Source organism: Paratractidigestivibacter faecalis, from assembly GCF_003416765.1.
Lineage (GTDB): Bacteria > Actinomycetota > Coriobacteriia > Coriobacteriales > Atopobiaceae > Paratractidigestivibacter > Paratractidigestivibacter faecalis.
This window is the reverse complement of sequence record NZ_QSNG01000001.1, coordinates 725,445-747,869: the sequence shown is the minus strand read 5'-3', so window position 1 is coordinate 747,869 and position 22,425 is coordinate 725,445. Positions and strand designations below refer to the sequence as shown.

General features: G+C 66.4%; 19 protein-coding genes and 1 tRNA gene. 1 reads left to right on the top strand and 19 read right to left on the bottom strand.

The annotated features are described in order from the left end of the window. Positions 1–24: 24 nt before the first annotated feature. The 15 genes from DXV50_RS03135 to DXV50_RS09950 all read right to left on the bottom strand — a co-directional run bounded on the left by DXV50_RS03135 (position 25) and on the right by DXV50_RS09950 (position 14,926). Positions 25–795, bottom strand: coding sequence for an ABC transporter ATP-binding protein (locus DXV50_RS03135; RefSeq protein WP_117204750.1), 771 nt, complete (start codon positions 793–795; stop codon positions 25–27). An 18-nt stretch (positions 796–813) separates the two neighbouring features. Then, the gene (locus DXV50_RS03130; protein ID WP_232817436.1) at positions 814–1,641 is read right to left on the bottom strand and encodes an ABC transporter permease; all 828 of its coding nucleotides are present in this window, start codon (positions 1,639–1,641) and stop codon (positions 814–816) included. A gap of 154 nt (positions 1,642–1,795) precedes the next feature. Next, positions 1,796–1,870, bottom strand: a tRNA-Asn gene (locus DXV50_RS03125). 113 nt (positions 1,871–1,983) lie between these two features. Next, positions 1,984–2,517: a hypothetical protein gene (locus DXV50_RS03120; protein ID WP_147556674.1), complete on the bottom strand. Its 534-nt coding sequence runs from the start codon at positions 2,515–2,517 to the stop codon at positions 1,984–1,986. Positions 2,518–2,539: 22 nt separating this feature from the next. Beyond that, positions 2,540–3,097: a hypothetical protein gene (locus DXV50_RS03115; protein WP_117204748.1), complete on the bottom strand. Its 558-nt coding sequence runs from the start codon at positions 3,095–3,097 to the stop codon at positions 2,540–2,542. 116 nt (positions 3,098–3,213) lie between these two features. Then, positions 3,214–4,581, bottom strand: a complete 1,368-nt coding sequence (gene rpoD / locus DXV50_RS03110) for an RNA polymerase sigma factor RpoD (protein ID WP_117204747.1) — start codon at positions 4,579–4,581, stop codon at positions 3,214–3,216. 47 nt (positions 4,582–4,628) lie between these two features. After that, entirely contained in the window at positions 4,629–6,644 is a 2,016-nt protein-coding gene (gene dnaG, locus DXV50_RS03105) for a DNA primase (protein WP_117204746.1), read from the bottom strand. Further along, positions 6,641–7,768, bottom strand: coding sequence for a riboflavin kinase (locus DXV50_RS03100; protein ID WP_117204745.1), 1,128 nt, complete (start codon positions 7,766–7,768; stop codon positions 6,641–6,643). Before DXV50_RS03100 ends, dnaG begins: the two co-directional genes overlap by 4 nt. Further along, entirely contained in the window at positions 7,768–8,715 is a 948-nt protein-coding gene (truB, locus tag DXV50_RS03095) for a tRNA pseudouridine(55) synthase TruB (protein ID WP_117204744.1), read from the bottom strand. Before truB ends, DXV50_RS03100 begins: the two co-directional genes overlap by 1 nt. Continuing rightward, positions 8,712–9,725, bottom strand: coding sequence for a DHH family phosphoesterase (locus DXV50_RS03090; RefSeq protein ID WP_117204743.1), 1,014 nt, complete (start codon positions 9,723–9,725; stop codon positions 8,712–8,714). The genes truB and DXV50_RS03090 overlap by 4 nt, the downstream gene beginning before the upstream one ends. A 16-nt stretch (positions 9,726–9,741) precedes the next feature. Continuing rightward, positions 9,742–10,164: a 30S ribosome-binding factor RbfA gene (gene rbfA, locus DXV50_RS03085; protein WP_117204742.1), complete on the bottom strand. Its 423-nt coding sequence runs from the start codon at positions 10,162–10,164 to the stop codon at positions 9,742–9,744. 2 nt (positions 10,165–10,166) lie between these two features. Continuing rightward, entirely contained in the window at positions 10,167–12,818 is a 2,652-nt protein-coding gene (gene infB, locus DXV50_RS03080) for a translation initiation factor IF-2 (RefSeq protein ID WP_117204741.1), read from the bottom strand. Positions 12,819–12,881: 63 nt separating this feature from the next. Next, positions 12,882–14,123: a transcription termination factor NusA gene (gene nusA, locus DXV50_RS03075; protein ID WP_117204740.1), complete on the bottom strand. Its 1,242-nt coding sequence runs from the start codon at positions 14,121–14,123 to the stop codon at positions 12,882–12,884. 18 nt (positions 14,124–14,141) lie between these two features. Further along, entirely contained in the window at positions 14,142–14,627 is a 486-nt protein-coding gene (locus DXV50_RS03070; RefSeq protein WP_117204739.1) for a ribosome maturation factor RimP, read from the bottom strand. Between the two features lie 176 nt (positions 14,628–14,803). Next, positions 14,804–14,926 (bottom strand): hypothetical protein, encoded by a 123-nt coding sequence (locus DXV50_RS09950; RefSeq protein WP_269801599.1) that lies wholly within the window; start codon positions 14,924–14,926, stop codon positions 14,804–14,806. Positions 14,927–15,969: 1,043 nt separating this feature from the next. On the opposite strand from DXV50_RS09950, the gene DXV50_RS03065 reads away from it, so the two are divergent. After that, a complete protein-coding gene (locus tag DXV50_RS03065) occupies positions 15,970–16,995 on the top strand; it encodes a P1 family peptidase (protein WP_117204738.1) in 1,026 nt (341 codons plus the stop codon). 205 nt (positions 16,996–17,200) lie between these two features. On the opposite strand, the gene leuS is transcribed toward DXV50_RS03065, so the two are convergent. The 4 genes from leuS to DXV50_RS03050 all read right to left on the bottom strand — a co-directional run bounded on the left by leuS (position 17,201) and on the right by DXV50_RS03050 (position 22,383). After that, complete coding sequence (gene leuS / locus DXV50_RS03060) at positions 17,201–19,762, bottom strand: leucine--tRNA ligase (RefSeq protein WP_117204737.1); 2,562 nt, start codon at positions 19,760–19,762, stop codon at positions 17,201–17,203. A 124-nt stretch (positions 19,763–19,886) separates the two neighbouring features. Further along, entirely contained in the window at positions 19,887–20,012 is a 126-nt protein-coding gene (locus DXV50_RS09945; protein ID WP_269801598.1) for a hypothetical protein, read from the bottom strand. Positions 20,013–20,033: 21 nt separating this feature from the next. Then, positions 20,034–20,777 (bottom strand): glycoside hydrolase family 3 N-terminal domain-containing protein, encoded by a 744-nt coding sequence (locus DXV50_RS03055; protein ID WP_117204736.1) that lies wholly within the window; start codon positions 20,775–20,777, stop codon positions 20,034–20,036. Between the two features lie 94 nt (positions 20,778–20,871). Continuing rightward, positions 20,872–22,383, bottom strand: coding sequence for an IMP dehydrogenase (locus DXV50_RS03050; protein ID WP_117204735.1), 1,512 nt, complete (start codon positions 22,381–22,383; stop codon positions 20,872–20,874). Positions 22,384–22,425 lie beyond the last annotated feature (42 nt).

Below are 22,425 nucleotides of genomic sequence, written 5' to 3'. Positions count from 1 at the left end.
AAGCGCCCCTCTCCCCCGCCGACGCTAGTCGAACTGGGCCCTGTAGGCGCGGCAGACCTCCTCGACGGGGCCGTCCATGCGCTGCTGGCCCTTCTCGATCCAGACGGCGCGGGTGCAGATGCGCTCGACCTGCTCGATGGAGTGGCTGACGAAGAGCACCGTCACGTGGCCGCTGTCGATGAAGGACTTGATGCGGGCCTCGCACTTCTCCTGGAAGAAGACGTCGCCCACGGAGAGGGTCTCGTCGACGATGAGGACGTCGGGCTCGGTCACCGTGGCGATGGCGAAGGCGATGCGGGCCACCATGCCGCTTGAGTAGTTCTTGAGCGGCATGTCCATGAAGTCCTGCAGCTCGGCGAAGTCGATGATGTCCTGCAGGTGGCCGTCGATGAACTCCTTGGTGTAGCCCAGCAGCGCTCCGTTGAGGTAGATGTTCTCGCGCGCGGTGAGCTCAGGGTCAAAGCCGGCGCCCAGCTCGATCAGCGGGGCGATGTTGCCGCGGACGGTGATGGAGCCCTCGCTGGGCTCGAGCACGCCGGCGATGCACTTGAGCATGGTGGATTTGCCGGAGCCGTTGGTGCCCACCAGGCCCACGACCTCGCCTCGGCTGACCTTAAACGAGACGTGGTTGAGGGCGCGGAACTCCTTGAAGAACAGCTCGTGCTTCATGGCCTTGATGAAGTACTCCTTGAGGTTGGTGAGCACCTCGGAGGCGATGTTGAAGATCATGGAGACGTCCTCGACCTCGATGGAGTACTTCTCCTGCGAGGAGGCGGGCAGAGAGTTGTAAGCCATGACTGGGCCGTGCCTTCCCTAGATGTAGAGGATGAACTTGTGCTCGGTCTTCTTGAAGACCGTGATGCCGATGACCAGGGCGATGACGGCCCAGATGGCGGCAAGCGCGAGCACCGTGACAGACGGGTTGTTCTGGTAGACGAAGGCCGAGCGCATGATCTCCAGGTAGTTGTACATGGGGTTGGCCTTGACGATCCAGACCACGATGCGCGGGGCGTTTGAGTTGGTAAGAAGCGACAGATCCCAGAAGATGGGCGTGAGGTAGGTCCACGCGGTCAGCACGACGCTCCAGAGGTGGATCATGTCGCGGAAGAAGACGGCCAGGGCGCCGATGAAGAGGCCGATGCCAATGGAGAAGAGCATGACCAGCACGAGGCCCACGACAAACCACAGAACGTGGATGGTGGGCATCACGCCGTCGAAGACCATGACGATGGCAACGGCGATGAGGCTGAAGGCAAAGTTGACGGCCGCCGAGAAGACCTTCTGGACCGGGAAGACCCAACGGTCCACCTTGACCTTCTTCAGGAGCGACGAGGCGTCGATGATGGAGCGCAGGCCGCCGTTGGTGGCGTCGTTCATGAGGGCGAAGGTGATGTTACCCACGATGAGGTAGAGCGAGTAGTGCTCCAGGTTGGAGCGCAGGAAGTACTGGAAGACGAAGCTCATGATGATCATCATGAGCAGCGGGTTGAGGACGCTCCAGACGACGCCCAGGACGCTCCTGCGGTAGCGGAGCTTGAAGTCCTTGGTGACGAGTTGCTGAAGGATGTAGCGGTCCTTGGAGAGGCGGCCGCCCACGTGCACCTTGGTGGGAGCGGTGGCTCCCTGGGTGTTCTGATCCAAGATTTCCCCCTAACGCGGACACGCCGCGCGAGACAGGTCTAGTGGTTGCAATAACTCATTGATGCTATCACAGCGCCATGGCGGCCATAGAATTGCCGCAGTTGTAGGAGGCAACAAAAAAGACCGCCGGTTTCCCGACGGTCTATGAAATTACTGGCTCCCCGGGCAGGATTCGAACCTGCGACACGCTGATTAACAGTCAGCTGCGCTACCACTGCGCCACCGGGGAATTGGTGGGTGCTCGTTCGCACAAGAAAGTAATATACAGGATTTCGCAGACGATGCAACCCTCAATCTCAACTATTTTGAGAAAGACTGCGGACGAGGTCTCCTACCTGCGGATTATTTGAGGCAAAGATCAGTGAGCGCTCGCTTCAGGCCATCGTCGCAGGACCACGTCCCGTCAGACTCCTTGGTGCAGCTGACCGAGGTCTGGACCTGCTGCGGCTCGGACCCATCCAGGAGCTCCCACAGCGTGGGGGCGGCGGCCTCCCACTTGCCTGCGCACTTCTCGACGAGCTGGGTCACGATGTCGCGCACGGGCCTGCAGGTGACGCTGACGCTCACCTGGGCGCTGTTGCCGGTGACCGTGGCCTCCCCGACCTCGAAGGAGAAGTCCCGGAAGTAGTCGTCCACCAGGTCCTCCGCCGAGACTCCCATCTTGGCGAGGGGCTTTTCCGCATGGGATTCCAGCTCGTCGAGGACGGCCTGGCGGGCGTCGGGGGCCTGCGTCCTCACGTCCTCCATGGCCGTCTGGACGCAGGCACGGGCCGCCTCAGCGTCGGCGCCGGTCGTGGTCCCGCCGCAGCCGACAAGCGCAAGGACAAGCGCGGTCAACAGGGCGAGAAGCGCGGGCGTGTGGAATCTTCTGGTCATGGGCAACTCCGGTGATAGTCGGTTACTGGCTGAGGAAGAGCTCGCTCATCTGCTCGGAGACCCCGTCGGCGTAGGACCAGTTGCCGTCGGAGTCCTTCTGGCACTGGACGTCGCACTCGACGGTCTTGGGCTGGGTTGCCGAGAGGCTCTCCAGCAGCGTCTTACCAGCGAGCTCGTAGAGGGCGTCGGTGTCCGTGAGGTCCTCCGCGTCGGCAAGGGCGTCGCCATAGGCGCCCATGAAGGCCTCCGTGGCCTCTCCCATGGAGCGGCAGGTGATGGACAGGTGGACCGTGGCGGAGTCGCCGTCGACCTTGACGTCTCCCACCGAGTAGTCGAAGCCGTCCAGGTACGCGCTCATGAAGTCGCGGGCGTCGATGCCAAGGGTCTTGAGGTCCTCTCCGGCGCCCTCCTCGACGGAGCTGATGAGCTCGTCGTCGCCGGCCTTGATGGCGGCGAGCTCCTCGCTCACGCCCTGCCTGATGACCTCCTCGTCGGACGGCCCGGACGAGCAGCCCACGAGTGCGATCGCGAGGGCCAGCAGTGCTGCGGCCACGGCCGCGGGTGCGAACTTCTTGCGCATGGTTGGTTCCTCTCCCCTAGCGCGCCTTTAAAGATGACAAGCATACCTGAAAGGCGAGCCGTCATACGCGGAGCGCCCCGGGCGGTTGGCCCGAGGCGCTCAGAGGCAACTTGAGGCTAGTCCTCGACGTAGTCCTTGAGGCGACTGCTGCGAGAGGGGTGGCGGAGCTTGGCCAGCGTCTTGGACTCGATCTGGCGGATGCGCTCGCGCGTGACGCCGAACTCGCGGCCCACCTCCTCGAGGGTGCGGGGGTGACCGTCCTCAAGGCCAAAGCGGAACTTGATGACCTTGCGCTCGCGGTCTGCCAAGCTGTCAAGCACCTGGTCGAGCTGCTCGCGAAGCATGGAGTCGGAGGCCGCCTCGGGCGGGGCCACGGCGGTGGAGTCCTCGATGAAGTCTCCCAGGGAGGAGTCCTCCTCCTCGCCGATGGGGGTCTCCAGGGAGACGGGCTCCTGGCTGATCTTCTGGATCTCGCGCACGCGGTCCGGGCTCATGCCCATCTCGGCGCCGATTTCTTCCGGGGTGGGGTCGCGGCCGAGGTCCTGGAGCAGCTGCCTCTGGACGCGGATAAGCTTGTTGATGGTCTCGACCATGTGCACCGGGATGCGGATGGTGCGCGCCTGGTCGGCAATGGCGCGGGTGATGGCCTGGCGGATCCACCACGTGGCATAGGTGGAGAACTTGAAGCCCTTGGTGTAGTCGAACTTCTCCACGGCGCGGATGAGGCCGAGGTTGCCCTCCTGGATGAGGTCGAGGAACAGCATGCCGCGGCCGACGTAGCGCTTGGCGATGGAGACGACGAGGCGCAGGTTGGCGCTGATGAGCTGCTGCTTGGCGTCAAGGCCGACGGCCTCCACGCGCATGAGACGGCGCTGCTCGGAGCGGGTGAGCTCAATCTCGCCGTTCTCGGCGGCCTCGAGCTTCTCGGTGGCCTCGGTGCCAGCCTCGATCTTCATGGCCAGGTTGACCTCCTCAGAGGCGGTCAGCAGGTCGACCTTGCCGATCTCCTTGAGGTACATGCGGACCGGGTCGCCGGTGAGCATGACGGTGGAGGTGTCGACGCGGCGCGCACGGGCGCGGCTGGAGCGCTTGGGCTTGGATGCCTTGGCCTTGGGCACGGAGCGCAGGGCCTCCTTGATGGCCTTGGCCTCGCTGACGGCCTCGGAGTCCTCCTCGTCGTCATCGTCCAGGGAGTCCTCGTCGGAGTCGGAGCCGGAATCGTCGTCAAAGTCGTCGGCGTCCTCGGACGAGAAGTCCGTGGAGGGGGCGCTCGCCTCGTTGCTCATGACCTCGACGCCACGCGAGCGGAGGCTGTCGTAGAGGTCCGAGAGCTCGTCGCCGTCGACGTCGATGTCCTTGAGGGCGACCTGGATGTCGTCCTCGCTCACCGAACCGCCCTTGCCCGTGCAGGCAACCAGGCTCTCAACCACACCGGTGAGCTCATCGGAAAGCTTGATGTCGTCCTTGCTCTTCTTTGCAGCCACGTATGTCCCTTCGACGCACAAACTTCTCAACACTATACCCAAAACCGTCAGTCGTTAGAAGAGGAAGACAGCTTCCTCACAAGCTCGTTCACCCTGAGCTGAAGGGAGGTGGCCTCCTCGAAGAGGCCCTCGGACTCTCCGTCGGGCGCCCCCTTGGAGAGGCTGCGCAGCCGCACGCGGATCTGTCTGATGCGACGGCGGCAGCTGCCGAGCTCCACCGTGTCCATGACCACCGAGAGCTTCCGCTCGTCGGGCATCTCCCGACCCTCCAGGGCGCGTCCGCCGGAGAGGATGGAAGGCGCCTCGGGCACCACGCCGGCGGCGGCTGCCACCACCTCGGCGGGGCTTGACCCCTCCGGGGCGGAGAGCATGGCCCAGGCCATGGCCTCGTGGCGCGAGTCCGTCCACGAGAAGGACGCGATGCGGTCCGCGTACGGCCTGACCTCGTCCGGCCTGGCCGCGAGCGCGCAGAGGAGCTCCCGCTCCGAGAAGACCTGCAGGCGCTCGTCGGCGGAGAGGGACTCCAGGCGCGGGGACGCCGGCGCCGCAGACGCGGCCTCGAGGGGGGCGCCGTACTCGGGCGGCACGTCCCAACCGCCGTCCTCCGTCACGGGGACGGCGTCGTAGGCGTCCATGGGCACCCCGTCGTCCCAGGAGGAGCCCGCCTGGGCTCGCGGCTTGCGGGCGGGGGCCGCAGCCTGGCGGCGCGCGCCGGAGCCCCCCGCGGCGCCCTGGGAGCCGCCGCCCCTTCTGGGCCTCTCGTCGTCGGCGTCCTGGACGGGGGCCTCGCGGATGGCGCGCTTGGCGTCCTCGACCTCAAGGCCCAAGGTGTCGGCCAGCCGCGTCGCGTACTCGTCCAGGAGGACGGAGTGCTTGAGCGGCGCCAGGAGCGACGCCATGTCCTTGAGGGCCGCCACGCGTCGGCCCGGAACGGAGAGGTCCAGGCCCTCCAGGCGCTTCGCAAAGACGAAGTCCATGAGCGGCTCGGCCGCCTCGAGGATGGGCCGCAGCTCGTCGGCGCCGCGGGCGGCCAAAAACTCCATGGGGTCCATGTCGTCCGGCAGCACCACGCAGCGGAACTCCGCCGTGGTCTTGTCTATGTAGCGCACGGCGCGCTCCGCGGCGCGCTGGCCCGCGGCGTCGCCGTCGAACATGCACGTGATGCGATTCACGCGCTGGCGCTCCATCAGCTTGACGTGGTCCAGCCTGAACGCCGTGCCCAGCGCGGCCACCGCGTTGGTGAAGCCCGCCTCGTGCATGGCTATGACGTCGGTGTAGCCCTCGCAGACTATTGCCTGGCCCGTGGCGGCCATGGTCTGCTTGGCGCGGTCGTAGGCAAAGAGGTGCTTGCCCTTGTTGAAGACGGCCGTGTCGCGCGTGTTGACGTACTTGGCCACGTCCTTCTTCTTGCCCATGATGCGCCCGCCGAAGGCGATGGTGCGCCCCAGCTCGTCGTGGATGGGAAACATCACGCGCTCGTAGAAGCGGTCGGAGGGGCGGCCGCTGCGGTCCACGGCAAGGTCGGCCGCCACGATCTCTCTCGCCGAGAAGCCCTTCTGCCGCAGGTGCGCCACCAGGGCGCCACGGCCGGGGGCGTAGCCCAGGCCCCAGCGGCGGCAGACGTCGCTGCCAAAGCCGCGCCCGGCAAAGTAGGCTCGCGCCTGGGCGGCGCCCTCCGAGCGGCTGCGCATGAGCATGGTCGAGTAGAAGGACTCGGCCTCGGTCAGGCACTCGATGAGGCGGTTCCTGCGCGGCCCGCGCTGGCCGCCGCGCTCCTCGGCGAGCTCTATGCCCGCGCGGTCCGCCAGGTAGCGGATGGCATCGGGAAACTCAAGGTTCTCGCGCTTCTGCACGTAGCTAAAGACGTCGCCGCCCTCGCCGCAGCCAAAGCAGTGCCACAGGCCCGTGTTGGGGTTGACCTTGAAGGAGGGGTTCTTCTCGCCGTGGAAGGGGCAGCAGCCCCAGAACTCCTGGCCGCGCTGGCGGAGCTCCACGGTCTCGGACACCAGGGCGACGAGGTCCGTTGCCTGGCGGACGCGCTCCTTGTCCTCGTCGGTGATCACGCGGCACCCCCTCCCATGACGTTGCCCTCGCCCAGAGACCGGGCCGTCCAGCCGATGTTGCCCCGAACCGTCCGCTCGAGCTCCTCCAGGGACGAGAAGGACCTGGAGTCGCGAAGCCACCGCACGAAGGTGACGTGCGCCACGCGCCCGTAGGCGTCGCCCGCAAAGCCTATGAGGTTGGCCTCGAGCAGCGTCCTCGCGTCCGGCGAGGACTGGCCGGCAAACGTGGGCGGGACCCCCACGTTGACGGCGGCAGGCCAGCAGCCAAGAAGCCCGCCCTCGCCCTCGAGGGTGACCAGGCACGCGTAGACGCCCTGGTCGGGCACGCAGGAGAGCGCGTCCACCATGACGTTTGCGGTGGGAAACCCAAAGGAGGTCCCCTCGCCGCGCCCGTGCTCGACCACGCCCGTGGCGCAAAGGCAGCGGCCGAGAAGGCCCGCCGCGGCCTCCACGCGCCCGGCGCGCACGAGGCACCGGGCGCGCGTCGCCGTTATGGCCTCGCCGCCGGCGTCCAGAAGGTCGAGCCCACAGACGTCAAAGCCCAGCGCCCTGCCATCGGCCGCGAGGGCCTCGACCGTGCCGGCGCCCGCGGCGCCCAGCCGGAAGTCGGACCCCACCACGACTGCGTCCACGTCCAGGACGGCCAGGAGGGCGTCCCCCATGAAGGAGAGGTGGTCCAGGGCGGCGAGGGCCGCGGTGAAGTCGAAGGCCACCACGGCGTCAACGCCCAGCGCAAGAAGCCCGCGAGAGCGCTCCTCGCAGGTGAGGAGCCTGGAGCGGCCCTGCGGCTCGCCCAGGACGTCTGCCGGGTCGGGGCTGAAGGTGACGGCGGCAAGGCGGCAGCCCCGGCAGCGGGCCTCCCCGCGGGCGCGGCGCAGCAGCTCCTGGTGGCCGCGGTGGAGGCCGTCGAAGGCCCCGATGGCGCAGACCCAATGCCCGGCCAGGTCGTCCTGGCCCGCCGCAGGCGCGATGGAGCCCGTGGCGCGGCCCCCGGCCACGCAGAAGGGCACGGGGCGTCCAGAGGCACCCCGCGTCGCAGGCAGCGACCCCTGCGCAAGACGCCAGGCGCCGCCCCGTGAGAGCGGCGCCTCGGGCGCTATGTCCATGAGCTCGCAGTCGAGCATCACTTGACCCCCTCGATGGCCTGCGGGAAGTTGGTCTGACAGGCAAGGCTCGTCCCCCGGCGCTCCCAGATGCCGGCAAGCGCCCCGTCAAACACGAGGGCTACGCGCTCCTCGGGGCGCGGCTCCCTCCGCTCCCCCCTCGCGAAGACCTCCCCCACCTCGATCTTGCGCCCGCAGGAGACGTCGGCAAGCTCCCCCAGGGCAAGGTCGCGCCTCGGCAGCCCCAGGAGGGCCACCGGGTCAAGGCAGCGCTCCACGACGAGCGACTTGCCGCCCTCGGCAAGCTCGTCCAGGTCGACGCAGTCTCCCAGGCAGACGCCGCCCGCCTGCGTGCGCACCAGGCCGCACAGGTGGGCGCAGGTGCCCAGGCGCTCGCCGAGGTCTCGAGCGAGGCTGCGCACGTAGGTGCCCTTTGACACATCGAAGGCGCAGGTCCAGACGCACTTCTCGCCGGACTCGACGGAGACGAGGCCGGCAGCGTGGACGGTCACGTGGCGGGCCGCAAGCTCGACCTGCTTGCCGTCGCGGGCCAGGGCGTAGGCGCGCCTGCCGTTGACGGAGATGGCGGAGTAAGCCGGCGGCACCTGGTCCTGCTCGCCGAGAAGCCCGTGCAGGGCCTCGGCGGCAAACGCGGGGTCGGAGAGCTCGTGCGGCACCGGGGCCGTCCGGACGACCTCGCCCTCGGCGTCGTCGGTGTCCGTGGCAGAGCCAAACTCCACCTGCGCGACGTAGGCCTTGCGGTCCAGCGTGAGCATGCCGAGGAGCTTGGTGGCCTGGCCGATGCCTATGACTAGCACGCCGGAGGCCGCCGGGTCGAGCGTACCGGCGTGCCCGACGCGCTTCTCGCCCACCGCGCGACGGACGCGGTTGACCGCGTCGTGGCTGGAGAGGCCGAGGGGCTTGTTGACGGCGACGAGCGCGTTCAGCGCGCTCGGGCCGCGGCTCAACGGACCTCCTGGGCGTAGAGCTCGCGCAGCATGGGCAGGACGGCGGAGAGCGCCTGGTCGATGTCCCCGTCCACGGTGAAGCCCGCGGCGGCGCGGTGGCCGCCCCCGCCCATCCTGCGGGCGATGCCGGAGATGTCCTTGTCGGACTTGGAGCGGAGGTTGCCGCGGACCTGGTTGCCGGGCACCTCCTTGAGGAAGAGCGCCACCTCGGAGCCCTCGACGCAGCGGACGAGGTCCACGAGGCCATCGCACTCGCTCACGGGGACGCCGCAGGCGCGGAAATCTGCGTCCGTGACGTAGCTGTAGGCGATCTTCCCGGACTCGAAGGTGGCGATGCGGCTCATTACCTTGGCGCAGAGGTGCAGGTAGGCCAGGCGGTCGCTCTGGTAGACGTTGACGGCCACCTCGTCGGGGCGGGCGCCAGCGTCGACGAGCATGCTTGCCACCTCGAAGGCCTCGCCGTTGGCGTTCTGGTACTGGAAGCGCCCGGTGTCGGTGATGACGGCGCACAGCAGGTTCTGGGCCATCGTCTGGGTGAGGTGGCCCAGGACGTGCTGGGCGTACTCGGCGACGATGACGCCCGCGGCCGCGGCGTCGGGCCTGACCACGCCGGCGTCCCAGAAGCGCTCGCCAGAGGGGTGGTGGTCGATGACCGCCACCTTGCGGGAGCGCTCCAGCACCTGGCGTGCCTCGTTCAGGCGGCCCGGCGCGGAGAGGTCGACGCAGAAGAAGAGGTCCGGGTCTGTGGCGTAGTCGTCCACGTGGACGAAGCGCTCGGTGCCCGGCAGGAACTTGTAGGTCCTGGGCACGACGTCTCGGTCGGCCAGAAGGCAGGTCACGTCACAGGCGGGCCAGGCCGTCTCGATGAGCTCGGCCAGGGCGAGCGCGGAGCCTATGGCGTCCCCGTCGGGGGACGTGTGGGCGCAGATGGCGACGGACGAGGCCTCTTCGACGAGCTTGGAGATCTCGTCGAAGAGGCCGGCCTGCCACTCGAAGTCGGAAACCGTCATTGTTCTGGGCTGTCCTCTATTCGGGGTCCTCGTCCTCGCCCACGGCGTCCTCGTCGGCAGGCTCGACCGGGTAGCCGAACTCGTCCTTCTCGACGCCGATGGTGGGCGGGACGTTCTCGAGCGCGCGGGTGATGCGCTCGGCCTCGTCGGTGGTGGTGTCGATCTCGAAGGCGATCTCGGGGGTCACGCGCCAGCCGAGGGCGTGGCCGAGAAGGCTCCGGATGCGTCCCTTGGCGCGCCCAAGAGCCGCGGAGACCTCCTCGTAGCGGGAGGCCTCGCAGCTCACGTAGGCGCGAAGGAACGACTTGTCGACCGAGACCTCCACGCCCGTCAGGGTGACGAGCGCGAGGTCGGGGTCAGAGATCTCGAAGAGCAGGATGCTCGCGAGCTTCTCGCGGGCGATCTGGTTGTTCCTGCGGGAGTTCTGGTTCTGCTTCATGGCTACTCCGTGCGAGCGACCTGGTCGATGCGGTAGGCCTCAATCTGGTCGCCAGGCTTGATGTCCTGGAAGTTCTCGAGGCCGATGCCGCCCTCCATGCCACCGCGTAGGCTCTTGGCCTCGTCCTTGTAGTGGCGCATGGAAGCGATCTTGCCGTTGTAGACCACGATGCCGTCACGCACCAGGCGCACGGAGTCGGAGTTGGCGATCTCGCCCTCCTCCACGCGGACGCCGGCGGCGATGCCGACCTTGGGCACCTTGAAGGTGTCGAGGACGACGGCCAGGCCCGTGGAGACCTCCACCTCGGTGGGCTTGAGCATGCCGATGCGAGCGGCGTCGAGGTCCTCGAGGGCCTTGTAGATGACGTCGTAGCAGCGGATCTCGACGCCGGCGCGCTCGGCGGCGCCGCGGGCCTTGGCGTCGGGACGCACGCCGAAGCCGATGATGATGGCGTTGGAGGCGTCGGCCAGGACCACGTCGGTCTCGTTGATGGCACCCACGGCGGAGTGGATGGTGTTGATGCGGACCTCGGACTGGTCCATCTTGTCCAGCGAGTCCTGGAGCGCCTCGATGGAGCCCTGGACGTCGGCCTTGATGATGAGGTTGAGCTCCTTGACGTCGGCGTCGGCCATGGTGTCGAAGAGGTTCTCCAGCGTGACGTGCTTCACGCGGTTCTGCTCCTCGATGCGGGCCTTGAGGGCGCGCTGGTCGGCCAGGTCGCGGGCCTCGCGGTCGTCCTGGAAGACGCGGAACTCGTCGCCGGCGTTGGGCACGGAGGAAAGGCCCAGGATCTCGACCGGGTCGGAGGGGCCGGCCTCGGTGACGGGGTTGCCCTTGGGGTCGATCATGGCGCGGACGCGGCCGTAGGACAGGCCCGCCACCAGGGCGTCGCCCACGTGCAGGGTGCCGCGGCTGACCAGGACCGTGGCCACGGAGCCGCGGCCGCGGTCGAGCTTGCCCTCGAGCACGTAGCCGGAGGCAAACGTGTCGGGGTTGGCCTTGAGCTCAAGGACGTCGGCCTCCAGAAGGACGCTCTCCAGCAGCTCGTCGATGCCCTGCTTCTTCTTGGCGGAGATGTTGACGAACATGTTCTGTCCGCCCCACTCCTCGGGGATGACGCCGTACTCGGTGAGCTCCTGGCGCACTTTGTCGGGGTTGGCGCCCGGCTTGTCGATCTTGTTGACGGCGACGATGATGGGCACGCCGGCGGCCTTCGCGTGGTTGATGGACTCGACGGTCTGCGGCATGACGCCGTCGTCGGCGGCGACGATCAGGATGACGATGTCGGTCACCTTGGCGCCGCGGGCACGCATGGCCGTGAAGGTCTCGTGGCCCGGGGTGTCGATGAAGGTGATGGTGCGGCCGTTGATCTGGACCTGGGAGGCGCCGATGGCCTGCGTGATGCCGCCAGCCTCGCCCGCCGCCACGCCGGTGTGGCGGATGGCGTCCAGCAGGGACGTCTTGCCGTGGTCGACGTGGCCCATGACGGTGACCACGGGGGAGCGCGGCTTCAGGTCCTCGGGGTTGTCGTAGAAGCTGAAGGAGTTCTCCTCCTCCTTGGTCATGACCTTGACGTCACGGCCGAGGTCGTCGGCAACGAGCTCGATGAGGTCGTCGGACATGGACTCGGTGAGCGTGAGCGGGGTGCCCAGCAGGAAGAGGCGCTTGATGATGTCGTTGGCTGGCACGCCGAGAAGCTCGGCGAGGTCGCTGACCGTGGAGCCCTGCGGGACCTTGACCGTGTCGAGCTGCGACAGGTCCTGATCGTTGGCTATGGCCTCCTCGATGCGCTTCTCCTGCTCGGCCTCGGCCTGCTGCTTCTGGCGACGCTCCTTGCGGCGCTTTCGGCGGCCGGTGGACTCGCGAGAGGCCTCCTCGACGGCCTCGCGGGCCTCGTCGAGGACCTTGTTGCGGTTGTAGGCCTCCGCCTCGCGGGCCATGCGGCTGTAGCGGTCCTCGCCGCCCTCCTCGCCGCGACGGCCCTTCTTGCCGCGACGGCGGCCGTCGGAGCGCTCGGAGTCGTTGGCAGCGCCGGCGTTGGCGGCCGGGGCGTTGCCGGAGGCCGCAGGGGCGGCGGACTGGCGGCTCTCGCCGCCGCGGCCGGAGCCGCGCTTGCCGCCGCGAGAGCCCTTGGACTCGGCCTTCTTCTGCGCGGCCTCCTCGGCCTGGTGCTTCAGGACCTGCTCCTGCTGCGCGATCTGGTCGAGCAGGCTGGAGAAGGACGGGACGGACTTGGGCGCGGTGTCGCGCACGCGGTTCTTCTCGGCCTCCTCCTTGGCCTTCTTCTCGGCGGCGAGGCGCTCCTCCTCCGCACGGCGGCGGCGCTCCTCCTCGGCCTTGCGGCGGCGCTCCTCCTCGGCGCGCTCGGCCTCGCGGCGCTTCTCGGCCTCGATGCGCTGCTTCTCGGCGCGCTCGGCCTCGATGCGCTCCTCCTCGGCCTTGGCCTCGGCCTCGGCGCGCTTCTCGGCCTCGATCTCTGCGGCGCGGGCATCGAGGATGGGCTTGAGCTGCTTGCGGACCATGGAGACGTAGGCGTCCTCCAGGGTGGAGGAGGCGCTCTTGGCGGGGATCTTCATGTCGGCGAGGTGACCCAGCATCTCCTTGCTGGTCATGCCGTATTCCTTAGCCAGGTCATGTACGCGTGTCTTGGCCATGTAACCTACCTTCCAAAGCATCGGGCGCGTGCCCGGGGACAGATCTTGGGTCGGGCATTGCCCTTAGATGAGGGAGTCGGGGTCGTCGGAGACCTCGACGTCGTCCATGCGCTCGTGCAGGCCGCAGAAGCGGGAGCCCGGACGCGCCATGTTGCGGCACTGGACGCCGTTCTCGCCCACGTACTCGCAGCGGTGGGCCTCCTCGTCCTCGTCGTCGGACTCGGCGACGGTGAGGGGCAGGTCGCGCAGGACGCCGGCGGCAAGCGACTCGTTCTTGATGTCGATGTGCATGCCGGTGAGGCGGGCGGCGAGGCGGGCGTTCTGGCCCTCCTTGCCAATGGCCAGGGAAAGCTGGTCGTCGGGAACGATGACCGTGGCGTAGTTCTTGTCCTCGTCGATGAGCACGCGAGAGACGCGCGCCGGGGAGAGGGCGCTGGCCACGCACTTGGCGGGGTCGTCGTGCCACAGGACGACGTCGACGCGCTCGCCGCGCAGCTCGGAGACGACGGTGCGGACGCGGCTGCCCTTGGGGCCGACGCAGGCGCCCACCGGATCGAGGTGGTCGTCGTTGGAGGAGACGGCCACCTTGGAGCGGACGCCGGCCTCGCGGGCCACGGAGCGGATCTCGACGATGCCGTCGTAGACCTCGGGCACCTCGACCTCAAAGAGGCGACGGAGCAGGTCCGGGTGGGTGCGGGAAACCACGATGGGCGGACGCTGGCGCTCGCCGCGGACGACGGGCTGGGCGTTGTTGGGGTCGCGGACCTCGATGATGAGGGCCTTGATGCGCTGGTTGTGGGTGTAGCGCTCGCCCTGCGGGCGCTCGTTGCGCTCGTCGGGGAAGCGACGCTGGTCGAAGTGGGGCAGCTCGGCCTCCACGCCCTCGCGGATCTTGATGATCGTGAAGTCGGGCGTGGTCTGGAGCACGGTGCCGGTCACGATGTCACCGACGCGCTGGGAGAACTCCTCGTAGATCTGGACGCGAGCGGCGTTGCGCACGATGGCGCGGATCTCGGCCTTGGCATGCTGCGCGGCGATGCGGGAGGTTCCGGGAGGGGTCACGTCGACCTCGTCGAACTCGGAGTACTCGCCGGTCTCCGGGTCCTCCTCGCCCTTGGGGACGAGCTCGTAGACGTAGACGCGACCAGAGGCGCGGTCGATGGTGACGCGGGCGCCAAACGGCAGGTGCAGCACGTCGGCGTAGCTCTTGGCCAGGGACTGCTCGAGGCGGTCCAGCAGGTAGAGCTGGTCGATGTGCTTCTCCTGGCAGAGAAGCTCGAGGGCTTCCATCATCTCAGATGCCATGGGTTGAATCCTTCCTTCCTACTTGCCCGAGTTGGAGAAGTCGGGCCTGACCTTGCACTTCTTGACCTCGTCGAGGGGGACCTCGACGCGCTCTGCGTCACAGGTGAGGACCACGCGGCCGTCCTCCACGCCCTCCAGGCGCCCGGAGAACTTGCGGCGCCCCTCGGTGGCCGTGGTGGAGAGGCTGACGTCGGAGCCGGCGAAGCGGACGAAGTCGCGCTCGCGGCGCAGCGGGCGGTCCAGGCCCGGGGAGCTCACCTCGAGGGTGAACGCGGCCGGGAAGGGGTCCAGCTCGTCGATGGCGTCGGAGATCCAGCCGGTCTCCGCGGTGACCTCGTCGAGCGTGATGGTCGGGGCCTGCTCGTCCGCGTGGTCGATGCGCACTCGGACGCAGGGGTTCTTGGTGGCACCCACCACCTCGACGTTGACGATGTCAATGCCGTGCTCTGCCCCCTTGGCCTCGAGCGCGGCGATGATGCCCTTCTCGGCACCCTCCTTGGGCATGTGACCTCCCTCTCACCTACATACAGAAAGGAAGCGGGGCCAGTGACGCAGCCCCACTTCCTACGGTTAACTACTTCGATTACGTGAACAATATACGCATTTGCCCAGCTAACGTCAAACTTTGCGCCAGCCAGAGGCATGCCCTTCTCCACCAGATGACCACAACGCAGCAGAGATTAATCGCGCTTTCCGAGGATTCGTCTGGAAAGAAGGACAATCCCAAAGATGACCAGCGCCACAACAAGAACCACGGCAAGAAAAATGCCGATAATCTCCCACGCGCTCAGGCCCTGAACCATTGATACACCTCCGAAAGCTACTTAAAGCTACCAACGTTGCTAAGCCAGAGCTTCTTTTGCCGCCCCGGCTTGTTTGCAAAGGTAATGCGGCAGCAACGACAACATATGTAGCAAAACGAGACTTGCCACATTTGCCACACCTCAGCGGAGGCAATAGACCCGTGAACGCGTCGCTAAACGGCGACCTCGATCAAGACAAAAGCCCTCCAATCACCAGACACGTTATAGCCAGACACGCTGCCCCCTTCCAGGCCACGTTTGACCGTTCCTGCTCAGCCTCCGTCATATCGCCCACCTCTGCAACGCAGAGAGCTGTGCCGGGGGCATCAGATGAGGCACAAGTCGAGAATTCTGGATAATAGCCCTCGCTTGCCAATGCGAGGGCTGCATTATCGGCGCGCATCCCCGTCACATTTGGAACATCGCCATAGGCAGAAGAGATGCAGCCGTTTGGAGATTCGAGATAACTGTACCTGGGCTGGAGAAGGACAAAAAGAGTGACAAAGGCGGAGACCATGGCAAAGCTGACAGCAAGACACTTCAAAAAGAGGAAAGCCAAACCGTGAGTGCGCTCGCAAGGAAGTTTTTCACTTGCGTGCTCAACTCCTCCACTTTGGCACTTTGACTCAGATGCATCAGAAACTTGAGTCTCACATCTTGTCCCAGAGTTCAAAGTGTCATTCGCAGGCCCCGCACCCTTGCCGTAAGCCCTCTCTCGTCTCAGACTCTCCCGCCAAGCAGCGCACGCAGGAAGTCTAAGGAATTCAGACTTAGTGGCAACGCCAAGCTTCTGGTAGGCGCGTTGTCGATAGCTGCCAACGGTTGATCCGCCAACACCGATAAGGGGGGCCGCTTCAGCGGCAGTCAAATCTAGGACAACCGTGCGAACAGCGTCGGCCTCACGCTCAGAGAGGCCTACACTTTTAAGCAAATCTTCAAACGGCTTGGGTCCCCGAGGTACGGAAGCAGGGTCAGACATGACGACTCCAGTCTTTTGGGTACACAATCCCATTCTAAAAAGCAATGCGATTAGCGGCACAACCATGACGAAGGACTTCATAATTGGCGTAGGAAAGCTGCCGCGCGGCACGCGAAACGCCATCACGGACGTGGCCGGCGTGCGTGTGGGCCACGCAACCGTTGATCATGGAGACGCGCACACGGGCGTGACCGTCATCGTGCCTTGCGAGGGCAACGTCTACGCACGCAAGCCCGTGGCAGCCGCGCACCTGCTCAACGGCTTCGGAAAGACATGTGGGCTCGTGCAGCTGGAGGAGCTCGGCTGCCTGGAGACGCCCATCGCGCTCACCAACACCCTCTGCGTGGGGCGTGTCGCAGATGCGCTGGTCACCCATGCGCTGCGCGAGGCCGAACGGGATGGCCTTGACCTGCCTGGCACCATAAACCCCGTCGTAGGCGAGACAAACGACGGGCGGATCAACAATATCCGTGCTCGCTCCGTAGGCGGGAGGGACGTGTTGGATGCCATCGATGCCGCTGGCACCGATTTCGCCCACGGAGCAGTCGGAGCCGGCCGCGGCACGGTCTGCTTTGGGCTCAAGGGCGGAATCGGAAGCTCTTCTCGTCTGATAGAGATAGGTGGGGCGACGTACACGCTGGGCGTGCTCGTACAGAGCAACTTCGGGCGCATGCCAGACCTCGCGGTCTGCGGTGAGCCCATCGGCAGGCGCATTGCCGGCAAGTTCGCCGTGACCGAGGAGCCCGAGCGAGGGTCGGTCATGGTGGTGGTCGCCACCGATGCGCCGCTCTCTTCTCGCCAGCTCGGGCGCGTCATCAGGCGGGCGACCGTGGGGCTCGTGCGCTGCGGCTCATATATGGGACACGGCAGCGGGGACGTCTTCATTGGGTTCACGACGGCAAACTACATGTCGGACTCCGCCAATGGGATGCCACTTGGACTGCAGGTTCTGCCTGAGGCGGCATTAGATGGGCTCTTCCGCGCGTGTGCGGAGGCAACTGAGGAGGCTGTGCTTGACTCGCTGCTTGCCGCCGAGCCCATGCGAGGCCTTGATGGCACCTTCTATCACAGCCTGTCTGAGTTCCTCTAGCGTCAAATAATCGAGGTTTGAAAATTTCGAGCGCTGGGCTGCGTCAGAATTTGGAGGTTTGTGCTCCCACACGTCCTCAACGGACATCCAGCCCTTCTAAACCTCGCATTTTTGACGCAGGCAAATGCAGACCGACGCCGCGCCAAGACAAAAGGGGCCGCGCAGAAGCGCGGCCCCAGCCAAATCAGAATGTCAGGTCAAAACCCTAGATGGCGACGATGTTCACCAGGCGACCCTTGACCACGATGACCTTCTTGACGGTCTTGCCCTCGAGCTGATCGGCGACGGCGGCCTTTGCGGCCTCGGCCATCGCGTCGTCGGAGGCGTCGGCGGCAACCGTGATGCGGCCGCGGACCTTGCCCTTGATCTGGACGGCGATCTCGACCTCGTCGCTCTTGGCGAGCTCGGCGTCAAACGCGGGCCAGGGCTCGTTGTAGACGGAGCCCGTGAGGTGCAGGGCCTCGTGGAAGAGCTCCTCGGCCCAGTGCGGGCAGATGGGGGCAAGCATGGCCACGACGTCGTGGGCGACGCGGAAGTCGAGCTCGTGGTTGCGCTCGACGGCAGGCGTCTCGTTCAGGTACTTGCTCGCGGCGTTCACGATCTCCATGGCGGCAGAGATGGCGGTGTTGAACTGGCCGCGGTCGAAGTCGCTCGTGGCCTTGACGCCCATGCCGTGCAGGGTGCGGAAGAGCTCGGCGCCAAGGCCCTTCAGGGACTTGGGGTCGACATCGCCGGGGACGGCACCGTCAGAGAGCTGCCAGACGATGTTCCAGGCGCGCTTGATGAAGCGATTGGCGCCCGCGACGGCCTTGGGGTCCCAGTCGAAGTCCTTCTCGGGAGGGGCGATGAACAGGATGGCGAGGCGCATGGTGTCCGCGCCGTAGGGCCCGATGACGCTGGAGGGCGGAACGACGTTGCCCTTGGACTTGGACATGACGTCGCCATGCTCGTCCTTGACCATGCCCTGGCAGAGCAGGTTGGTGAAGGGCTCGTCCTCGTCGATCATCCCGAGGTCGCGCAGGACCTTGGTCCAGAAGCGGCTGTAGAGCAGGTGCAGGATGGCGTGCTCGATGCCGCCGATGTAGTTGTCCACCGGCATCCAGCGGTCCACGGCCTCCTTGGAGAAGGGGGCCTCGTCGTTGTGGGGGTCGCAGTAGCGCAGGTAGTACCAGCTGGAGCACGTGAAGGTGTCCATGGTGTCGGTGATGCGCTTGGCCGGCTTGCCGCACTTGGGGCAGGTGGTCTCGTAGAAGGGCGCATACTCGGCGAGGGTCTCGCCGGCACCGAGGTCCAGGTTGTCGGGAAGCGTCACGGGCAGCTGGTCATAGGGCACCGGCACGTCGCCGCAGCAGTCGCAGTGGATCATCGGGATGGGGTTGCCCCAGTAGCGCTGGCGGGAGATCAGCCAGTCGCGCAGGCGGAACTGGACCTTCTCGCGACCAAGGCCGCGCTCGCCGAGCCAGCCGATGATGGCCTTGACGGCCTCGGAGTGCTTGCCGCCCTTGAGGCCGGTGAACTCGCCGGACTGCACGAGGTAGCCCTCGGCCTCCATGGCGCGGTCCCAGTCCACGGACGTGACCTTGAGCTCCTTCTCGTCCTTGAGCTGCTCGTAGAGGGGGTCGGCCTTCTCGCAGATGATCGGGGCAATCTCAAGGCCGTACTTCTTGGCGAAGTCGAAGTCGCGCTGGTCGCCGCAGGGAACGCCCATGACGGCGCCGGTGCCGTAGTCCATGAGGACGTAGTCTGCCACCCAGATGGGGGCCGGACGGCCGTTGATGGGGTTGATGACGTAGCGGCCGGTGAAGACGCCGTGCTTCTCGCGGTCGGAGCCCTGGCGGTCGACGGAGGAGACCTTCTCGGCGGCTGCCTTGAGCTCCATGAAGGCCTGCTCGTGCTCGGTGCCGGCGACGAGCTCGGCGGCAAGCGGGCTCTCGGGCGGCAGCAGGAGGAAGCTCACGCCAAACAGGGTGTCGGCGCGGGTGGTGAAGACGGTGATCTTGCGGTCGGTAGGCGTGACGCCGTCCTCGGCGGCAAGCGCGAAGTCAATCTCTGCGCCCTCGGAGCGGCCGATCCAGTTGCGCTGCTGGGCCTTGACGTTCTCGGGCCAGCCGGTCAGCTTGTCGAGGTCGTCCAGGAGCTCCTGGGCGTAGTCGGTGATCTTGAGGTACCACTGGGAGAGCTCACGCTTCTCGGGCACAGAGCCGCAGCGCCAGCAGCGGCCCTCGACGACCTGCTCGTTGGCAAGGACCGTGTTGCAGGACGGGCACCAGTTGACCGGGGACGTGCTGCGGTAGGCCAGGCCCTTCTCCCACATCTTGAGGAACATCCACTGGCCCCACTTGTAGTACTCGGGGTCGCAGGTGTTGAAGGTGCGGTCGTAGTCATACGAGAAGCCCATGCGCTTCATGGTCTTGACGGCCTGGGCGATGTTCTTGTGCGTCCAGACGCTCGCCTGGGTGTTGTGCTTGATGGCGGCGTTCTCGGCGGGCAGGCCGAAGGCGTCGAAGCCCATGGGGTGCAGGACGTCGTAGCCGCGCATGCGGGCCTGACGAGCCATGGCGTCGCCGATGGTGTAGTTGCGGGCGTGGCCCATGTGGAGGTCACCCGAGGGGTACGGGAACATCTCCAGCACGTACTTCTTGGGCTTGGAGGGGTCCTCGTCGGTCTTGTAGAGCTCCTCGTCGGCCCAGGTCTTCTGCCATTTGGTCTCGATTGCCTCGGCATCGTAGGCCGGGATCTCGAACGCGCTCTTATCGGTGTCGCACATGTATGCGCTCCTTTTGGCCGCAAAACGGGTAACTTCCAGAGTTTACCAGTAATCAAGCGAGAAGGGCCCCCGACATGAGCCGGGGCCCTTGGAAGAGCAGGCTGAGGTCCCTGGCGGCCGGGGGCTACGCCTCGACCCCCTCATTCTTCTCGTCAGCCTCGTCCTGCGCCTCGTCAGAGACCTTTGCCTTGGCCCTGCGCATGTTGCGGACGATTGCCCATGCGCCTGCGACCGCAGCGACGCCTGCCACCACATCGACGCCTGTCAGGGCCTACTGCCAGGTTGCCATTGCGGGGACCACCTCCGCAGTGGAGGAGATGCCGTTCATGGCAAGACTGCGGGAAACGGCATAGAGGATGTGGCGGGAGGCCTCGCGCAGCTGGCACATGACAGTGGGGTTGGAGGCGTAGCCATCGATCTGCCAGTTGTCGGTGCCGGAGTTGAGCCACAGGTCGGTGCCCGCCCCAAGTCCCGCTCGGATGGCCAGCAGCGGGAAGGCCTGCGGATAGGAGGCCTGGTCGGTGATGACCACGCCGTCAAAGCCCCACTCGCCGCGCACCACGTTGGTGACAAGGCCCCTGTGGTCGCCGGACCAGACCAGGCCCACGCGGTTCATGCTGAGCATGATGCCCAGGGTGCCCTCGTCGCCGCCCGAGACGCTGGGCTCGAAGGCGGCCAGGTACACCTCGCGGATTGCCTGCTCGTTGGAGAGCGTGGCCACCTTGGTGCGCATGGTCTCCTGGTCGTTGAGGGCAAAGTGCTTCACGAAGGTGATGACGCCCTTGGAGCGCGCACCGCGGACCGTGGCCGCGCCAAAGCGGCCGCTCAGGAAGCCGTCCTCGGAGTAGTACTCAAAGTTGCGGCCCGAGAAGGGCGTGCGGTGGATGTTCATCGAGGGGGCGAAGGTCTGGGACGACGAGCTCGGCCTTCGAAGGCTGACGCTTCTTGCCGAGAAGAGCGGAGGCACCGTCCAGGCCTTCTCCGAGGCGGACGTGGCGACCCTGATGGCAGTCATTCCGATTGCAAGGCAGCGCTCCTAAGAAAGGGCCCCGGCAAACGCCGAGGCCCCTCTCTTGGCTATCTGGAGATGTCTGCCGTCTGACTTGCGGCTAGCGGTAGGTCACGCTCTGCTGGGAGTCCTTGACCACGACGTCATGGGCGCCGCCCTCGACGATGGAGGTGGAGCTGACGAGCGTCAGGCGCGCCTTCTGCTGGAGCTCGGGGATGGAGTTGGCGCCGCAGTTGCACATGGTGGACTTCACCTTGTAGAGGGTGCCGTCGACGCCGTCCTTGAGGGAGCCGGCGTAGGGAACGTAGGAGTCGACGCCCTCGACGAAGGAGAGCTTGGCCGCGCCGCCCAGGTCGTAGCGCTGCCAGTTGCGGGCGCGAGCGGAGCCCTCGCCCCAGTACTCCTTCATGTACTGGCCGTTGACGTTCACGCGGGACGTGGGGCTCTCGTCGAAGCGGGCAAAGTAGCGGCCTAGCATCATGAAGTCGGCGCCCATGGCCAAAGCCAGGGTCATGTGGTAGTCGTAGACGATGCCGCCGTCGGAGCAGACGGGCACGTAGACGCCGGTCTCCTCGAAGTACTCGTCACGGGCGCGGCAGACGTCGATGAGGGCCGTGGCCTGGCCGCGGCCGATGCCCTTGGTCTCGCGGGTGATGCAGATGGAGCCGCCGCCGATGCCCACCTTGACGAAGTCCGCGCCGCAGTCGGCCAGAAAGCGGAAGCCCTCGGCGTCCACGACGTTGCCGGCGCCGACCTTGACCTTGTCGCCGTAGTTCTGGTGGATCCACTCGAGGGTGCGCTTCTGCCACTCGGAGAAGCCCTCGGAGGAGTCGATGCACAGGACGTCGGCGCCGGCCTCGACGAGCAGCGGCACGCGCTCGGCGTAGTCGCGGGTGTTGATGCCCGCGCCCACCATGTAGCGCTTGTGCTGGTCAAGAAGCTCGTTGGGGCGGGACTTGTGGGAGTCATAGTCCTTGCGGAAGACCAGGGAGACCAGGTTGCCGTCCTTGTCCACGATGGGCAGGGCGTTGAGCTTGTGCTCCCAGATGAGGTCGTTGGCGACCTTGAGGGAGGTGCCGTCCTCGGCGACGATGGTCTTCTCGGCGGGGGTCATGAACTCGCGGACCTTCTTGTCGCGCGGGTCACGGGAGACGCGGTAGTCGCGGGAGGTGACGATGCCACAGAACTTGCCGGTGGGGGTGCCGTCCTCGGTGACGGGCATGGTGGAGTGACCGGTGCGGTCGACCATGTCGAGGACGTCCTCGAGGGTCATGTCGGGGGTGAGGGTGGAGTCGGAGACCACGAAGCCTGCCTTGTAGCTCTTGACCTCGCGGACCATGGCCGCCTCAGCGGCGGCGGGCTGGGAGCCGTAGATGAAGGAGATGCCGCCCTCCTGCGCGAGAGCGATGGCGAGCCTGGGGCCGGAGACGGACTGCATGATGGCGGAGACCATCGGGATGTTGAGGGTGATGGGAGACTCCTCGCCACGCTTGAAGCGCACGAGCGGGGTCTTGAGGGAAACGTTGGCGGGAATGTTCTCCGCCGATGAGTAGCCGGGAACGAGCAGGTACTCAGAGAAGGTGTGGGACTCTCCCTCGAAGAACGTTGCCATACGGTCTTGCTCCTTCCGTCCCGCGCACGCAGGACCCCAAAG